The sequence below is a fragment of the Streptomyces sp. Z423-1 genome, from assembly GCF_013009255.1.
Classification (GTDB): Bacteria; Actinomycetota; Actinomycetes; order Streptomycetales; family Streptomycetaceae; genus Streptomyces; species Streptomyces gossypiisoli.
This window is the reverse complement of sequence record NZ_CP053109.1, coordinates 1,622,985-1,637,619: the sequence shown is the minus strand read 5'-3', so window position 1 is coordinate 1,637,619 and position 14,635 is coordinate 1,622,985. Positions and strand designations below refer to the sequence as shown.

The window sequence follows — 14,635 nt, the reverse complement described above, 5'->3', positions numbered from 1 at the left end:
GCTATCCGGACGCGTCTTCCAGCCGGTCGGGGTCCAGGACGGTGATGCGGCCGCGGGCGAGGCGGATCAGGTGGCGGTCGGCGAGGTCGCGCAGGACCTTGGTGCAGGTTTCGCGGGAGGTGCCGGCGAGGGCGGCGAGCTGTTCGTGGGTGAGGGCGATCTGCGGGTGGCGGGCGCCGGGCCGCAGGGGTCCGGCCGGGGGTTGGGCGGTGGTGAGGGTGATCAGGGTGGTGGCGATGCGCTGGGCGACGGACTTGAAGACGCTGTCGGACAGACGCTGTTCGAGGTCGGCCAGGCGGCGGCCGAGGATCTCGGTGATGCGGGCGGCGATGCGGGCGTCCGCCAGCAGGAAGCGGTGCACGTCGGCGCGGCTCATCACGCACACCACCGCGTCGTCGATGGCTTCGGCGTAGCTGTCGTACATGCGCTGCCCGAGGAGCACCATCTCGCCGAAGATGGTGCCGGGGGAGATGATGGCGGTGGTCAGGGCGCGGCCGTCCGCGGACACCCGGAAGATGCGGACCCGGCCGCGTTTGAGGATGAACAGCACCTCGCAGGGCTGGGCCGGGGTGTACAGCATCTCCCCGGCCGCGTAGGTCTTCATCGGTGCCGCGGCGGCGATGGCCTCCATTTCCGGCTCGGACAGGTCGCAGAAGATGTCGACCTCGGCGAGGCACCAGGTCCTGTCGGCGTCGGCGTCGGCGTCCGGCCCGGCGTCGATCATGCGGCGTGTCTCCTCGCGTCGTCCCGGCGCCCAGGGCGGGGGCGCCGCACCCCATGCCGGGCTGCCCAGCGCGTCGGCGCTCTCGGCCAGACAGTAGGGCACCGGCCCCCCGTCCGGGGCGCTGCCGCGCGGTGCAGCACCCCCATGCGGCGGGTCCGGGCCGTCGGCCCGCGGGGGCGGGATCGGCGTCATTCTCCTGCCGGGCCCGTGCGCTTGCCCGTCATCTGGGCGATGCCGGAGAAGGTCAGGCCGGCCAGCAGCCCGAACACCAGGTGGCCGCCGAGGCTGGAGCTGGTGACGGCGTTCCACTCGAAGACCGGCATGCCCATGTTGGCGGGCATGATCCACAGTGCGCCGAGGAACCACCACACGGCGCCGTACACCAGCCCGAGCACGACGGCGGGCGCCATCTTCTGGGCGAACTGGCCCAGCAGCACGCCGAACCCGATCCCGGCGAAGACGGAGATGCCCAGGTGGATCAGCCACCCGACAAAGGCGTTGGTGGAGCCGAGCAGACCGGCGACCATGGTGATCATCGCGGTGTCCATCATCGGCCGGGAGACCGACATCCAGATGCCGAACCCGATGCCGCCGACCAGACCGGCCGCGGCACCCCACACCGCGTGGACCGGGATGACCGCCGTGCTTGGGGATACCCGAACGGTGGTGGCCATGATCTTCAAGTCCTCTCGCTGCGGGTTCCTGACTGTCACTCCGGACGCTAGGACGGGTGGCATGTGCAGGTATGTGACGGCGCTTACGTACCGGCCGGTAGAGGATGCGGCCGTCGGGGTTGGTCAGAGGGCGAGAACGGGATCCCCTCCGTCGACCGGCCCCGGTTCGTCCCGGCGGGTGACGCGGACTTCCTCACGGACGACGAGCCGGTGTTCGGCCTGGAGCATCGCGGCGAGGTCCGGGCCTACCCGCAGCAGGTGCTGGTGTGGCACGAGATCGTCAACGACATCGTGGGTGATGAGCCGCTGGCCATCACCTACTGCCCGCTCACCGGCACCGTGATCGGATTCTCGGCTCCGCCCGGCACGCCCGAGCTGACGTTCGGCACCATGGGCAAACTCGTCAACTCCAACCTGCTGATGTACGACCGGCAGACCGGCTCGGAGTGGCCCCAGCTGCTCGGCCAGGCGATCAGCGGCCCGCTCAAGGGCACGAGGCTGGACACCGTTCCCTTGGTGTGGACCACGTGGAAGGAGTGGCGCACCGGGCATCCGGACACGCGGGTGCTGTCCACCGACACCGGGGCCCTGCGCAGTTACGGCAGCGATCCTTACGGCTCGTACCCGGACCGCAGTGGCTACTACGCCGAGGGAGGCCCGTTCTTCCCGGTCCTGGCCACCAGCGACCGCTTCCCCGACAAGGACGTGGTGATCGGAGTGCGGGTCGGCCAGGAGCGGCTGGCGATCCACAAGGACGTCGTCCGCACGGCGAAGTCCGTGCACGCCGAGGTCGCGGGCACGCAAGTGGTCGCGCGATGGGACGACCGGCTCGACACCGCCCGGGTCCTCCAGCGCGTCGGCGACCGGTGGGAGCCCGCCGACTTCCTCGACGCCATGCAGAACGCGGCGCGCGGGTTCCCTTGCCGGTGCCGCGGACCGCCCCGCAACCGTCCGGCACATCCGACCGCCGAGGACCGGAGGACCGAGAGAGCTGGAGAGGGCCCCGACCCATGAGCAGCGCATACGACCTGGTGGTCATCGGCGGTGGCAGCGCCGGGCTCACGGCGGCGCGCACCGCCGGGCGGTTCGGGGCCCGGACCCTGCTCGTGGAGCGGGACCGGCTGGGCGGGGACTGCCTGTGGACCGGATGCGTGCCCAGCAAGGCGCTGCTGCACGCGGCGGCCGAGGTGCGGGCGGCGCGCAGCGGTGCCCGGTACGGCCTCGACGCGCCCACCGGATCCGCCGACCTCGCGGCGGTGATGGGGCACGTGAGGCAGGCGATCGCGGCGATCGAGCCGCACGACTCGGTCGCGGCGCTGCGCCCGCTCGGCGTGGAAGTGGCGTACGGCGCGGCCGTCTTCACCGGGCCGCGCACGCTCGCGGTGGGGGAGCGGGAGGTGTCCTTCCGGTACGCGGTGGTCGCGACCGGATCCTCCCCGGCCCTGGTGCCGGTGCCGGGGCCGGCCGAGGCGGCCCCGCTGACCAGCGACACCGTCTGGGAGCTCAGCACACTGCCGGAGCGCCTGGTGGTGCTGGGCGGCGGCCCCATCGGCTGCGAACTCGGGCAGGCGTTCGTACGCCTCGGCGCCAGGGTGACCCTCGTCGAGGCCGTGGACCGGCTCCTGCCGCGCGAGGAGCCGCGCGCCGGGCAGGTGGTGCGGGAGCGGCCGGCGGCGGAGGGCGTCACCGTCCTGACCGGATACCGGGCGGAAAAGGTGGCCGACGACGCGGTGCACGGCCCCGGCGGCCGCCTGCCGTACGACGCACTCCTGGCCGTCACCGGGCGCCGCGCCAACACTGCCGCGCTCGGCCTGGACGCGGCCGGGGTGCAGCTGGACGAGGACGGGCAGGTCACGACCGATGACCGGCTGCGCACCACCAACCGAAGGATCTACGCGGCCGGGGACGTGACCGGGCAATCCGCGTTCACGCACCTGGGTGGAGTGCAGGGGGCGGCCGCCGCCACCGACGCCCTGCTCGGCGTGCGGCGGCGCACCGGCCACGACGCGGTGCCCTGGGTGACGTTCACCGATCCCGAGGTCGCCCGCGTCGGGCTGACGGCCGCCGAAGTCCGTACCCGGTACGACGATCGCCAGGTGCAGGTGCGCACGCTGGAGCACGACCGGGTGGGCCGGGCGGTCGCCGACGGCCGTACCAAGGGCTTCACCGCGCTGGTGCTCGACCCGCGGGGCCGGATCGCCGGCGCCACGGTGGTCGCACCGCGTGCGGGGGAGACGATCGCACACCTGGCGGCCGCGGTCCGGCTGGGCTGGACGCCTTCGCAGTACGCCAGGACGGTCCACCCCTACCCGACGTATGCCGACGGGCCCTGGCTCGCCGCGCTCCTCGACGTCCACCCCAGGCTCGCCCGCAACCGGGGTGTCATCGGCGGCCTGCTGGGGCTGCGCAGGAGGATGCGGCGATGACCCTCCCTCCGGCTGTTGCGCGGGAGCGGACGCCGCCCGGCCTGCGCAGCGGTGGAACCCATACATGCGTCGGCCGCCCTCACCACGCCCGCACGGCAGGAGCAGAACTGATGGGAATCGTCGCGAGACTGCGCGCCCTGGAGCGTGCCACCCGCCCGTACGATCCGGAGTTCGTGGCGGCCATGGAGCGCCGCTGGGCCGAGCTGCCGGACGGCGTGAAGACCCCCGCGCAGATCATCGGACAGCACGGGGTGGGCTGCGAGGGCACCCACGGCGTCTTTCCCAAGTGCGACCTGAAGTGCACCCCCTGCTACCACTCCCGCGACGCCAACGCCGTCCGCGTCGACGGCCCGCACACCCGTCAGCAGGTCGCCGCCCAGATGGGGCTGCTGCGCAGGCTGCGCGGACCGCGCGCCCACACCCAGCTGATCGGCGGCGAGGTGAGCCTGCTGGCGCCCGACGACCACGCCGCGACCTTGCAGATCATGCGGGAGCACGGGCGGGAGCCGATGAGCTTCACCCACGGCGACTTCGACTACGCCTACCTCGAACGGCTGGCCCTCGGCCCGGACGGCAGGAGGCGGTTCACCCGGTTGTCGTTCGCCGCGCACTTCGACAAGTTCATGTACGGGCGGCGCGGCATCGAACGCCCGCCCAGCGAGCAGGCGTTGAACCCCCACCGCAGGCGGTTCGCGCAGATGTTCGTGCGGCTGCGCCGCGAGCACGGGGTCCGCTTCTTCCTCGCCCACAACATGACCGTCACCCCGGGCAACCTGGACGAGGTCGCCGACGTCATCCGCGCCAACCACGCCGCCGGCTACGGCATGTTCTCCTTCCAGCCGGCGGCGTTCGTCGGGGACGAGCGGCGCTGGAAGGAGCAGTACCGGACGGCGACCCCGGACGCGGTGTGGGCCGAGATCGAGCGCGGCGCCGGAACCCGTCTGGACCACAACGTCTTCCACAACGGCGACGTACGCTGCAACCGCACCGCCTACGGCTTCTATGCCGGAGGCCGCTGGTTCCCGTTCCTCGACGGCGACGACCCGCGTGACCTGGCCGTACGCGACGCCTTCTTCCGTTACCTCGGCAAGGTCAACTTCACCGGCACGCCGCCCGCTGTGCTCGCGGCCAGGCTGCTGCGCGTCGTCGCTCGCCACCCCGTCACCCTTGCCGTCGCGCTCACCTGGCTGGGCCGCACGGTCCGCCGTGTGGGCGTCGGCAGGCTGGTGCGCCATGGCTTCCGCGTGCGGCCCGTGACGTTCGTGATGCACATGTTCATGGACGCCGCGGACGTCGCCCCGGCCTGGGAGCTCATGCAGCGCGGTGAGACGAGCGACGACCCGAGGCTGCGCGAGACGCAGGAGCGGCTGGCCGCCTGCCAGTACTCCATGGCCCACCCGGAGAACGGCACCCTGGTACCGGCCTGTGTGCAGCACTCGGTCCTGGACCCGGTGGAGAACGCCGAGTTGCGCACACTGCTGCCGATCGTCGAAGTCCGCACGTCCGCGGGACAGAAGCCGAGGAAGAAGTAAGTCCGCACGTCCGCAGGGAAGAAGCATGGAACAAGGGGAGGAACCCGGATGCGCATCGGCGTGATCACCGGCTCGGGCAGCTACGACTGGCCCCACCTGGAGGATGCCACGACCCGCACCGTCAGCACCGAGTACGGCGGGGTCCAGGTCACCGAGGGGCGCCTCAAAGGGGCTGAGATCGTGCAGCTGTCCCGGCACGGCGTGGGCCATCACCGCCTGTCGCACCAGGTCGACCACAGAGCGAACCTGGCGGCGCTGCGCGCCCTCGCCGTGGACGCGGTGCTCTCGCTCACCGTGTGCGGGGCCGTCGACCCGGCCGCCGCGCCCGGCTCGCTGGTCGTCTTCGACGACCTGTACTTCCCCTCCAACCGACTGCCCGACGGTTCCGCGTGCACCTGGTACGACACCCCGGGGCAGGCGGGCCGCGGCCACTGGATCTTCGACCGCCCGTTCAGCGAGCCGCTGCGCCAGACGCTGATCGCGGCCGCCGCGCAGACCGGGGCGCCGGTCGTCCCGCGCGGTGTGTACGGGCATGTGGACGGGCCGCGCTTCAACTCCCGCGCCGAGATCGCCGCCCTGGCCGCCGCCGGCGTCACGGCCGTGAGCCAGACCGCCGGCCCGGAGGCGGTCCTGGCCGGGGAGGCCGAACTGCCCCTGGCGCTGGTCGGTTTCGTGACCGACTTCGCCAACGGCGTCGCGCCCGAACCCGAGCCGGTCGAGGCACTGCTGGCGCGCATGGCGGCCAGCAAGGACACCTTCGCCCAGCTGGTCGGCCATGCGGTGGCAGGGCTGGAAGCGGTGGCACCCGCCGGGTTCGTCCACCGGTTCGGCTCATGAGCCCGCCACCCGTTCGTCCACCGGTTCCGCTCACGTCGTCCACGGGTTCGGCTCATGAACTGCCATCCGCTTCCGCCGTCGTGGTCATGGCGAAGGCGCCGCGGCCGGGCACGGTCAAGACCCGGCTGCACCCGTTGCTGGGGCCGCAGGGGTGCGCGGCCCTGCAGGCCGAACTCATCCGCCACACCCTGGAGACGGTGTCCGGCTGCGGGCTGCGGACCTACCTGGCCCACACGCCGTACGACGGCCCGGACGACGGGCGTCACCTGGCACCGGCCGGTGTTCGTCTGCTCGTACAGCGCGGTGCGGACATCGGGCAGCGGCTCGCCGCCGCCGTCACCGACGCGTTCGCCGACGGCGCGGGCCCGCTGGTGGTCGTCGGCACCGACGCGCCCACTCTGACCGGGGACCACGTGGCCTCCGCCCACGCCGCCTCGGAGACCCGGGATGTGGTGCTGGGCCCGGCGCTGGACGGCGGCTACTACCTGATCGGCCTGCGCGCCCCCCACACCGGACTGTTCGCCCTCGACCCGGCCCTGTGGAGCGCGGACAAGGTCCTGGCCGCCACCCTCGCGCTCGCCGACGACGCGGGGTTGCGCACCGAACTCGGCACGCCCCTGCGGGACCTGGACACGCCCGAGGACGCGGCCGCTCTACCGGCGGACCCGGCGCTGCCGCCCGGGATCGCGGCTCAGCTCAAACCGACGGAGAACGTATGACACCCCCGACCCTGCCGGTGTCGATCATCGTGCCCGTCCTGAACGAGGAACGCACGATCCGGACGGCACTGGGCCGCCTGTGCCGCGACTTCCCCGACTGCGAACTCGTCGTGGTCGACGGCGGCTCCACCGACGCCACCGTCGAGATCGCCGCCCCGCACGCCACCGTGGTGCACAGCGAGCGGGGCCGGGCGAAGCAGATGAACGCCGGGGCCCGGCACTGCTCGGGCGAGGTGCTGTGGTTCGTCCACGCCGACACCGAGATCGCCCCGGCCGCGCTCACCCAGATCCGTGCCGCGATGTCCGGCCCGGAGGTGGTCGGCGGCGGACTGACCCTGCGCTTCGACCGCCGCAGCCCGGGCCTGAACTACCTGGCGTACACCTCCAACGCCCGCGCCCGCCATCTGCGGCACATCTTCGGCGACCAGGCGATGTTCATCCGCCGCGGCGTCTTCGACGAGCTCGGCGGCTTCCCGGACCTGGCCATCATGGAGGACCTGGAGATGTCCCGCCGCCTTGCCCGCCGCGGCCCCCTGACCGTGCTGCCCGCCACGTCCACTGCGTCCGCGCGCCGCCTGGTCGAGCACGGCGTGTGGCGGATGATCGTCTTCATGCAGTACCTGAAGCTGCTGTACTTCGCGGGCGTCGATCCCGAGCGCATCCGCCGCCGCTACGCCGCCGGCCCGCCCCGGCTCCTGCGGCGCGGACGGAAGGCGGCCGGCCCCCGGAGGGTTTCCAGCCCGTGACCGTCACCGTGTCCGTGCCACCTTGGAGAGATCTGACATGCGGATCGCAGTTTGCGGCGGCCCCTACGGCAACCCCTACGCCCTGCGGGCCTTCGTGGACGACGCCCGCGCCCGCGGCGCCGAACGGCTGTACTGCCTGGGTGACCTCGGCGGCTTCGGCGCCGAGGTCGACGCCCTGTGGCCGATCCTGACCGGCAACGACATCATCTGCGTCGCGGGCAACTACGACGTGGCCATCGCCCGCGGCGACACCGACTGCGGCTGCGGCTACCGCGACCCGAAGGACAACGAGTTCGCCCAGATCGTCTACGACCACACCCTCGCCACCACCGACCGCGCCTTCGCCGCCTGGATGGGCGAGCTGCCCACCGAGCGACGGGAGACGATCGACGGCGTCGACGTGCACATGGTGCACGGCTCCACGCTCGGGCTGAACGACTTCTGGTGGGAGTCCCTGCCCGAGGAGCAGCACCGGCAGCGGATGGCGGCGTCCGGCGCGGACGTCATCCTGTGCACCCACAGCGGCCTGCCCTGGCAGCGGCGGACCGGCGACACGCTCACCGTCAACGTCGGTGTCCTCGGCAAACCCGCCAACGACGGGCAGCGCAACGTCTGGTACGCGCTCCTCGACCTCGACGACGGACACGCGACCGCCGAGCTGGTCCCGCTCGCGTACGACTGGCAGGCCCAGGCCGCGTCCATGCGCGCCGCCGGCCTGCCGGAGGTGTTCGTGGAGACCATCGAGACCGGCTGGTGGACCACCTGCCTGGAGATCCTGCCGCCGCACGAGCGTGCCCGCGGCCGCTACCACCTGTACCGCTCCACCCTCCCCACCGGCTTCCGTCCCGCCGCCGACGGCTGGGCCCCCGACCCGGGTCAGGGCCTGGACGGTGACCGCCCGGTGGTACCGCTGTTCGGCAGCCCGTACTTCCCCTCCCGCCTGTGGCTCTACACCAACTTCCACTGCAATCTGGCCTGCGACTACTGCGCCGTCGCCTCCTCCCCGAAGACCACCCCGCGCACCCTGCCCGCGGACCGGTTCCGCGCCCTGGTCGACGAGGCGGTCAAGGCCGGTTTCACGGAGCTGTACGTCACCGGCGGCGAGCCCTTCCTCCACCCCGGCATCGTCGAGTTGCTCGACCACGCCTCCGCCCAGCTGCCCACCGTCGTCATGACCAACGCCATGCTGCTGCGCGGCCGCCGCGCGGACGGCCTGGCCGGCCTCGCCAACCGCAAGCTCACCGTCCAGACCTCCCTCGACGGCGCCACCCCGCACACCCACGACCTGCACCGCGGCACCGGCTCCTGGCACCGCACCATGGACGGCATCCGCCACCTGATCGACCTCGGCCTGCCGCCCCGCGTCGCGCTCACCGAGACCCCCGAGAACACGCACGAGATCCCGGCCGTCGCCGCCCTCCTCGCCGAACTCGGTCTACCGGGCGACCACTTCGCCGTACGCCCCCTGCTGCGCCGCGGTTTCGCCGACACCGGTGCCGAGATCGGCGAGGACTCCTCCGTCCCGGAGCTGACCGTCACCGCCGACGGCCTGCACTGGCACCCCGCCGGAGCCGACCTCGCCACCAGCCCCGACCTGCATCTCGCCCCCGCCGGCACCCCGTTGGAGCAGGGCAAACAGCTGGTGACCGAGCGCTTCTTCACCGCCCGCCTCGCCGACGGCAGCCTGCCCCGGCCCGTCCACTGCGCGATCTGACGTTCGTCCCGGGAGGACCAGCCCATGCCCACCACCCCGCACGTCGCGATCCTCGGCGCCGGCCCCGTCGGCCTGGACGCCGCTCTCGCCTGCGCCGACGCCGGATGGCCGTTCACCGTCTACGAAACCTCCGATGCCGTGGCCGCGCACCTACGCGCCTGGGGACACGTCCGTCTGTTCACCCCCTGGGAACTGAACGTCTCCCACCGGATGCGCGCCCACCTCGGCGACGTACCGCAGGACGGCGCCTGTCCCACCGGCGCGGAACTCGTCACCCGGCTCCTCCAGCCGGTCGCCGAACTCCCCGCCCTGACCGGTCGCATCCGCTACCGCACCCGCGTCGCCGCGATCGGCCGCACCGGCCTGCTCAAACACGAACAGATCGGCACCACCGCCCGCGCCTTGGCCCCCTTCACCCTGCTCCTCGACACCCCCGACGGCGAGGACACCGCGGCGGCGACCCTGGTCCTGGACTGCACCGGCACCTACGCCCACCCCAACACCCTCGGCGACGGCGGCATCCCCGCCCCCGGCGAACGCGCCCTAAACCACCGCATCACGCGCACCATCCCGGACACCGCCGACCGCGACCGCTGGCGGGGCACCGTCCTGCTCGTCGGCGCCGGAAAGTCCGCCCAGACCGCCGCCCGTGACCTCGCCGCCCTCCCCGGCACCCGACTGGTCTGGGCGGTCCGCAGCGCGGCCCCCGACTGGGGCGCCGTACCCGACGACACCCTGCCCGCACGCCAGGACCTCGTCGACACCTCGCTGGCGCTGGCCGACGGGGCATGCGAGCGCGTCACCGTCCACACCGGCGCCCACGTCCGATCCCTCCACGCGCAGGGCGACCGCATCCGCGTCCGCCTGGCCACCACCACCAGCCTCCGCGAGGTGCTCGCCGACCACGTCGTGTCCCTCACCGGCTACACCGGCGATCACACCCTCCACCGCCAGCTCCAGGTCCACGAGTGCTACGCCACCGGCGCCCCCATGACCCTTTCCGCCGCCCTCCTCGCCGCCTCCGGCGCGAGCACCGACTGCCTGGCACAGCCCGCCCCCGGCATCGACCAACTCCGGACCCCCGAAGCGGACTTCTTCATCCTCGGCGTCAAGTCCTACGGCCGCCTCAACACCTTCCTGCTGCGCACCGGCTACCAGCAGGTCGACCAGATCGTCACCGCGTACACCGCACCGGCGCACGCGCGTGCGGCCGAAGAAGCGGCGGCACCCTGAACGGAGCCCGACCGGGCGACGAGCCCGGGCTGCCCGTACTGCATGATCCTGCGGCGCGGCACCGAGCAGCAGCGCACTCAGCGGCGTCCCGCCACGCCGAACAGTGCCCGCATGGCTTCGAGTTCGCTACAGACGCGGGCCGCTGTCCCGGACTGTCATCGGCCCCGCACAGACCGCCACGCGGCACGCGCTTCTGGCCAGGTGAGCGGCACGGCGGCCAGGTTCAGGGCCGCCGCCAGGGTGCACCACGAGCAGAGACGACGGTGCTTGGTGACCTGCTCGGCGAAGAGAAGAGTGGCTCCGCCCGCGTCTGCCAAAACCTTTCCGGCCTGGAGCAGAGGGATCCAGGGCCGACGGTTCCAGCGGTCGCCGTCGCCCATGCCCACCAGAGCCAACGTCAGTCCGGCGCTGACGATGCCGAGGGCGGCGTCAGGCGTCTTCCCCAGCTCGTAGGCTTCGCCGCTCGCGTCCACCCGGTCCGCGTCGAACGGCGGCAGCGGGATCTCCGGCACGTGGGAGACGGCCCCGAACTGGTACAGCGCCACAACGCCGAAAGCACCGATCCCCGTGGTGGTCAGCAAAGCCAGACGGCGGCGCCGGGCCAGGAAGTCCCCACGGCCCAGTCGCAGATCATCACTGACCCGTTCGGCGTGGCGTGACGCTCCCCGTCCGATCCCGGGGCGGGCGGGGCGTACGTCAGCCGCCCGCAGTCGTCGGTGTGTGCTCACGGTGGCCTCATCCCCATCAATCGGGCCCTCGCGTACATCGTGGCCACGCACCGGTTACCCCGCGGATCAGCTCGAAAACGACCGATTCCGTTACCGGGCGGTTGATCCCGGTGGCGCGCAGGGGCGCGTTCTCCCTGGCTGCGGTGAGGCTGGGCCGACCTTACGATAGGGGCAGCGGCCGTGTTCCCGCTTGGTGCACCTTCCCCTGGCGGCCGGATCCTGGACACCCCTCCCGATCCCGCAACCCCGCTTCACCCTGGCTTCGCAGCCCGCTTGTCACGCGGAACTCGAAGGAGGCAGGCCAATGCCAAGACAGCACCATCGCGTGACCGGGACACTCCTGGCCGCGACGCTCGCCGGCATCCCGCTGCTGCCTGTCACCGCGACGGCGGCGCCCACATCCGACGGCACCGCCGAGATCTTCACCTTCGCCGATCAGGCCGACGGAAGCCTGGACACCCCGGTGGGCACCTCCACGCTGGCCCGCGACAAATCCGGCATCAGCGCCACGTTCCGCACCGGTCAGCTCCGCGCCCACCACGCCTACACCCTGTGGATCGTCGTGTTCAACCGGCCCGAGAACTGTGCGCAGCCGTGCAACGAGGACGACATCTTCGTCGGCGGCGACCCGCGCGGCCCGATGAACACCGCCACGATCAAGGCGGCCGACATCCATGCCGTCTACGGGGGCGGCAAGGTCGCCGACGCCTCCGGCACGACCCGGATCGACACCCACTTGCCAGTGCGGGACGCCTCGCGCGAGGACCTTCTGGCCAAGGTCAACCCGGGGGCGGCCCTGAAGGAGACGCAGGGTGCGGAGGTGCACCTGGTCCTGCGCAGCCACGGGCCCAAGATCTCCGGGCAGGTCGAGGAGCAGCTCGGCTCGTACGCGGGCGGCTGCACCACGTTCCTGCACCCACCGGCCGTCCCCAAGAACGAGGGTGAGTGCGCGGACCTCCAGTTCGCCGTCCATCCCCCGCAAGCGCGCGCAGCCCGCTGACGAGGAAGCCTGGATGATCGACGGCCGCTCGTCGCCGCCACCAAGTCGGGCCGGATGGATCCGACAAAACCGGCGCACCCCCACCCTCGTCCGCACGGCGACGAGTCACCGTCCAGGCTGCTGCGCTCGATGGATTGCCCCCCTGAGCTGTTCGATGCTGGGCGCACCCTCGGCGCGTCCGTCGGCGGCGCGGTAGATCCGGCAGGAGGCGCTGGTGGCGACGCCCGGAGTCGCGAAGGGATCCTGGCCGTCGATGAGCAGGGTCGGGGAGCCGTGCATCCCGCAGCCGGCCGCCTCGACTTCGCTCGTGATCACACGGACCGAGACCGGGGCGGCATCGCGAGCATCCGGGAGGACCCTTTCCAGCCTGCGGAGAAGCAGGGCGAGGTTCGGGCAGTCCGGTACGGCGAGCACGGTCAGCTTCATGGGCTCCCCCTTCGGGCGAGGACCGACCTCGTAACCACGGTAGGCGCCTGGGCCCTGGTGGCACAGTGCACCGCCCGGCCACCGGCGCGTCCCTGGGCAACATGCCCCAGGCACTCAGCCACCTCGCGCTCATCGGCGCCGCCTCGAGGACCGGGCCGGGCGGGCCACGCGGGCCCACGGCGCCGGATCAGCCGCCGTCACTGCCTGCGCCCATCGACGTGACCCCCGCGGCCACCGGCCAGACACGCAACGAGTGCTCCCCGCCTGGGATCAGAAGCGGAAGCCCGGCGAGGCTGCGGGGCCCGCAGGCGGTGCGGGCCGGCGAGTGGTCTGTTGTGGCGACCGATGAGTTCCGGGGTCCGGTGGGGTCTACCTCTGTACACGCGAAAGCTGCGCACGAGCTCTGTGAGGGGACCATGACCACCCACGCACTACCACCCGTCGTCGACGCCGCAACGTGGGAGCACCGGCTCCAGGCGCTGCGTGCCCGGGAGAAGGCCGCGACGCGGGAGCTTGACGCCATCGCCGCCGAGCGTCGTCGCCTGCCGATGGTCGAAATGCCCGACTACACCCTCGAAAGCGAGGAAGGCCCCGTTCGGCTGGCGGACGTCTTCGAAGGCAAGCGGCAATTGATCGTCTACAACCACATGTGGTTCGCGGGCAAGGAATGGCAGTGCCCGGGCTGCACGGGGTTCACCTCGCAGTACACCCGCCTGGAGTTCCTGGACAACTACGATGCGAGATTCGTCATCGTCACCCAGGGCCCGATCGAAGAGGCACTCGCCTACAAGGAGCGCGTCGGCAACCGGATGGCGTGGTACTCGACGGCCAACAGCTCATTCGGGGCCGACGTCGGCGCACCGCCCGACGGAGGGTTCGCGGTCAACGTGTTCCTGCGCGACGGCGACACCGTCTATCGCACCTGGCACACCAACGGTCGGGGTACCGAGCAGCTCAGTCACACCTTCGCGCTGATCGATCTCCTGCCGTACGGACGTCAGGAGGAATGGCAGGACTCGCCCGAGGGCTGGCCCCAGTCGCCCACCTACAGCCGGTGGGCGACGTCCGAAGACATCGCTGCTCTTTACGGCCCGGGCACCGACGGCGGCTGAACGACCCGCATGGGGTGCGGACATCCTCACGGCGCGCAGGGCATCGTAGGGCGCGCTGCGCCGCTGGGCACCTACTCGGTCGTCTTGACCATGGTCTTACCGCAGCAGCACGTCGGGCTCTGTTGTCCCGTGCAGGTCGGCGGGGCGCCCTTGGTCACGGTCAGCTCGCACCCGCAGGCCGCATCCGGGCAGCGGTAGACCTCACCCTCGCGGAACGGCATGGCGATCACCTCACTCGTCGAGTTCCCCTGTACGCCCGCGACGCTAGAACCCGGCCCCAGGGGCAAGGTCAACAATGGGAAGCAGAAGGAGGTTGCGGCCATGGCGCTCTCGGGACTGACGATCGGGCAGGCCGCCCGGGCCGCCGGGGTCACACGCAAGGCGGTGCGGGTGTACGAAGCCAGGGGATTGCTGCCCGCCACCGAACGAAGCACGGCCGGCTACCGGCTCTACACCGGCCGCGATGTCGAACGGCTGATCTTCATCCGGCGGGCCCGCGCCCTGGGCCTGCACCTGGACGGCATTCGTGACGTCCTCGCCGTCCGCGACGGCGGCACCCCGCCGTGCGCCACCGTCCGCGCCCTGCTCGACGCGCGGATCGCCGAGATCGACGCCACCGTCGCCGACCTCCTCGCGCTGCGCAGAACCCTCACCCACACTCGTCAGCGAGCCGACGCGCGGACAGAAGACGAACCGGTCACCGTCTGCAAGCTCATCGAGGGCGCGTAGCCAGACCGGCGGGCGGGCGACGGAACGTCAGCAAA

The 14,635-nt window shown here is 72.1% G+C and carries 16 protein-coding genes; 11 read left to right on the top strand and 5 right to left on the bottom strand.

The window, feature by feature from the left end; genetic code table 11:
• Window position 1: 1 nt before the first annotated feature.
• Both HJD23_RS07680 and HJD23_RS07675 read right to left on the bottom strand, forming a co-directional pair.
• Window positions 2-724, bottom strand: coding sequence for a Crp/Fnr family transcriptional regulator (locus HJD23_RS07680; RefSeq protein ID WP_232107583.1), 723 nt, complete (start codon window positions 722-724; stop codon window positions 2-4).
• 188 nt (window positions 725-912) lie between these two features.
• Window positions 913-1,398 (bottom strand): hypothetical protein, encoded by a 486-nt coding sequence (locus HJD23_RS07675; protein ID WP_171110296.1) that lies wholly within the window; start codon window positions 1,396-1,398, stop codon window positions 913-915.
• A 63-nt stretch (window positions 1,399-1,461) separates the two neighbouring features.
• Here HJD23_RS07675 and HJD23_RS07670 point away from each other — a divergent pair, with 63 nt between their 5' ends.
• From HJD23_RS07670 to HJD23_RS07635, 8 genes are all read left to right on the top strand, one after another.
• Complete coding sequence (locus HJD23_RS07670) at window positions 1,462-2,412, top strand: DUF3179 domain-containing protein (RefSeq protein ID WP_171110295.1); 951 nt, start codon at window positions 1,462-1,464, stop codon at window positions 2,410-2,412.
• On the top strand, window positions 2,409-3,824 hold the full coding sequence (locus HJD23_RS07665) for an FAD-dependent oxidoreductase (RefSeq protein ID WP_171110294.1): 1,416 nt from the start codon (window positions 2,409-2,411) through the stop codon (window positions 3,822-3,824). The genes HJD23_RS07670 and HJD23_RS07665 overlap by 4 nt, the downstream gene beginning before the upstream one ends.
• A gap of 110 nt (window positions 3,825-3,934) precedes the next feature.
• Window positions 3,935-5,356, top strand: a complete 1,422-nt coding sequence (locus HJD23_RS07660; RefSeq protein WP_171110293.1) for a radical SAM domain-containing protein — start codon at window positions 3,935-3,937, stop codon at window positions 5,354-5,356.
• A 48-nt stretch (window positions 5,357-5,404) separates the two neighbouring features.
• Complete coding sequence (locus HJD23_RS07655) at window positions 5,405-6,193, top strand: MTAP family purine nucleoside phosphorylase (protein WP_171110292.1); 789 nt, start codon at window positions 5,405-5,407, stop codon at window positions 6,191-6,193.
• An 86-nt stretch (window positions 6,194-6,279) separates the two neighbouring features.
• Window positions 6,280-6,912 (top strand): TIGR04282 family arsenosugar biosynthesis glycosyltransferase, encoded by a 633-nt coding sequence (locus HJD23_RS07650; RefSeq protein WP_171110291.1) that lies wholly within the window; start codon window positions 6,280-6,282, stop codon window positions 6,910-6,912.
• A complete protein-coding gene (locus HJD23_RS07645) occupies window positions 6,909-7,658 on the top strand; it encodes a TIGR04283 family arsenosugar biosynthesis glycosyltransferase (RefSeq protein ID WP_171110290.1) in 750 nt (249 codons plus the stop codon). The genes HJD23_RS07650 and HJD23_RS07645 overlap by 4 nt, the downstream gene beginning before the upstream one ends.
• Window positions 7,659-7,695: 37 nt before the next feature.
• Entirely contained in the window at window positions 7,696-9,372 is a 1,677-nt protein-coding gene (locus HJD23_RS07640) for a radical SAM protein (RefSeq protein WP_171110289.1), read from the top strand.
• 24 nt (window positions 9,373-9,396) lie between these two features.
• Window positions 9,397-10,605 (top strand): NAD(P)-binding domain-containing protein, encoded by a 1,209-nt coding sequence (locus HJD23_RS07635; protein ID WP_171110288.1) that lies wholly within the window; start codon window positions 9,397-9,399, stop codon window positions 10,603-10,605.
• A 155-nt stretch (window positions 10,606-10,760) separates the two neighbouring features.
• Here HJD23_RS07635 and HJD23_RS07630 read toward each other — a convergent pair whose 3' ends face one another.
• Window positions 10,761-11,333, bottom strand: a complete 573-nt coding sequence (locus HJD23_RS07630) for a vitamin K epoxide reductase family protein (RefSeq protein ID WP_197972355.1) — start codon at window positions 11,331-11,333, stop codon at window positions 10,761-10,763.
• Window positions 11,334-11,637: 304 nt separating this feature from the next.
• On the opposite strand from HJD23_RS07630, the gene HJD23_RS07625 reads away from it, so the two are divergent.
• On the top strand, window positions 11,638-12,333 hold the full coding sequence (locus HJD23_RS07625; RefSeq protein WP_180685466.1) for a hypothetical protein: 696 nt from the start codon (window positions 11,638-11,640) through the stop codon (window positions 12,331-12,333).
• A gap of 105 nt (window positions 12,334-12,438) precedes the next feature.
• Here HJD23_RS07625 and HJD23_RS07620 read toward each other — a convergent pair whose 3' ends face one another.
• The gene (locus tag HJD23_RS07620) at window positions 12,439-12,759 is read right to left on the bottom strand and encodes an alkylmercury lyase (protein WP_171110286.1); all 321 of its coding nucleotides are present in this window, start codon (window positions 12,757-12,759) and stop codon (window positions 12,439-12,441) included.
• A 416-nt stretch (window positions 12,760-13,175) separates the two neighbouring features.
• Here HJD23_RS07620 and HJD23_RS07615 point away from each other — a divergent pair, with 416 nt between their 5' ends.
• Complete coding sequence (locus HJD23_RS07615; RefSeq protein WP_171110285.1) at window positions 13,176-13,871, top strand: DUF899 family protein; 696 nt, start codon at window positions 13,176-13,178, stop codon at window positions 13,869-13,871.
• A 71-nt stretch (window positions 13,872-13,942) separates the two neighbouring features.
• Here HJD23_RS07615 and HJD23_RS07610 read toward each other — a convergent pair whose 3' ends face one another.
• Window positions 13,943-14,092: a hypothetical protein gene (locus HJD23_RS07610; protein WP_171110284.1), complete on the bottom strand. Its 150-nt coding sequence runs from the start codon at window positions 14,090-14,092 to the stop codon at window positions 13,943-13,945.
• Window positions 14,093-14,192: 100 nt separating this feature from the next.
• On the opposite strand from HJD23_RS07610, the gene HJD23_RS07605 reads away from it, so the two are divergent.
• The gene (locus HJD23_RS07605) at window positions 14,193-14,600 is read left to right on the top strand and encodes a MerR family DNA-binding protein (protein WP_171110283.1); all 408 of its coding nucleotides are present in this window, start codon (window positions 14,193-14,195) and stop codon (window positions 14,598-14,600) included.
• The last annotated feature ends 35 nt before the right edge of the window (window positions 14,601-14,635 follow it).

Excerpts from the sequence above, each read along its gene's own strand:
- HJD23_RS07615 (WP_171110285.1), top strand. The coding sequence starts at position 13,176 with ATGACCACCCACGCACTACCACCCGTCGTCGACGCCGCAACGTGGGAG.
- HJD23_RS07610 (WP_171110284.1), bottom strand. The coding sequence starts at position 14,092 with ATGCCGTTCCGCGAGGGTGAGGTCTACCGCTGCCCGGATGCGGCCTGC.
- HJD23_RS07640 (WP_171110289.1), top strand. The coding sequence starts at position 7,696 with ATGCGGATCGCAGTTTGCGGCGGCCCCTACGGCAACCCCTACGCCCTG.
- HJD23_RS07635 (WP_171110288.1), top strand. The coding sequence starts at position 9,397 with ATGCCCACCACCCCGCACGTCGCGATCCTCGGCGCCGGCCCCGTCGGC.
- HJD23_RS07675 (WP_171110296.1), bottom strand. The coding sequence starts at position 1,398 with ATGGCCACCACCGTTCGGGTATCCCCAAGCACGGCGGTCATCCCGGTC.
- HJD23_RS07665 (WP_171110294.1), top strand. The coding sequence starts at position 2,409 with ATGAGCAGCGCATACGACCTGGTGGTCATCGGCGGTGGCAGCGCCGGG.
- HJD23_RS07645 (WP_171110290.1), top strand. The coding sequence starts at position 6,909 with ATGACACCCCCGACCCTGCCGGTGTCGATCATCGTGCCCGTCCTGAAC.
- HJD23_RS07625 (WP_180685466.1), top strand. The coding sequence starts at position 11,638 with ATGCCAAGACAGCACCATCGCGTGACCGGGACACTCCTGGCCGCGACG.
- HJD23_RS07650 (WP_171110291.1), top strand. The coding sequence starts at position 6,280 with ATGGCGAAGGCGCCGCGGCCGGGCACGGTCAAGACCCGGCTGCACCCG.
- HJD23_RS07680 (WP_232107583.1), bottom strand. The coding sequence starts at position 724 with ATGATCGACGCCGGGCCGGACGCCGACGCCGACGCCGACAGGACCTGG.
- HJD23_RS07620 (WP_171110286.1), bottom strand. The coding sequence starts at position 12,759 with ATGAAGCTGACCGTGCTCGCCGTACCGGACTGCCCGAACCTCGCCCTG.
- HJD23_RS07605 (WP_171110283.1), top strand. The coding sequence starts at position 14,193 with ATGGCGCTCTCGGGACTGACGATCGGGCAGGCCGCCCGGGCCGCCGGG.
- HJD23_RS07660 (WP_171110293.1), top strand. The coding sequence starts at position 3,935 with ATGGGAATCGTCGCGAGACTGCGCGCCCTGGAGCGTGCCACCCGCCCG.
- HJD23_RS07655 (WP_171110292.1), top strand. The coding sequence starts at position 5,405 with ATGCGCATCGGCGTGATCACCGGCTCGGGCAGCTACGACTGGCCCCAC.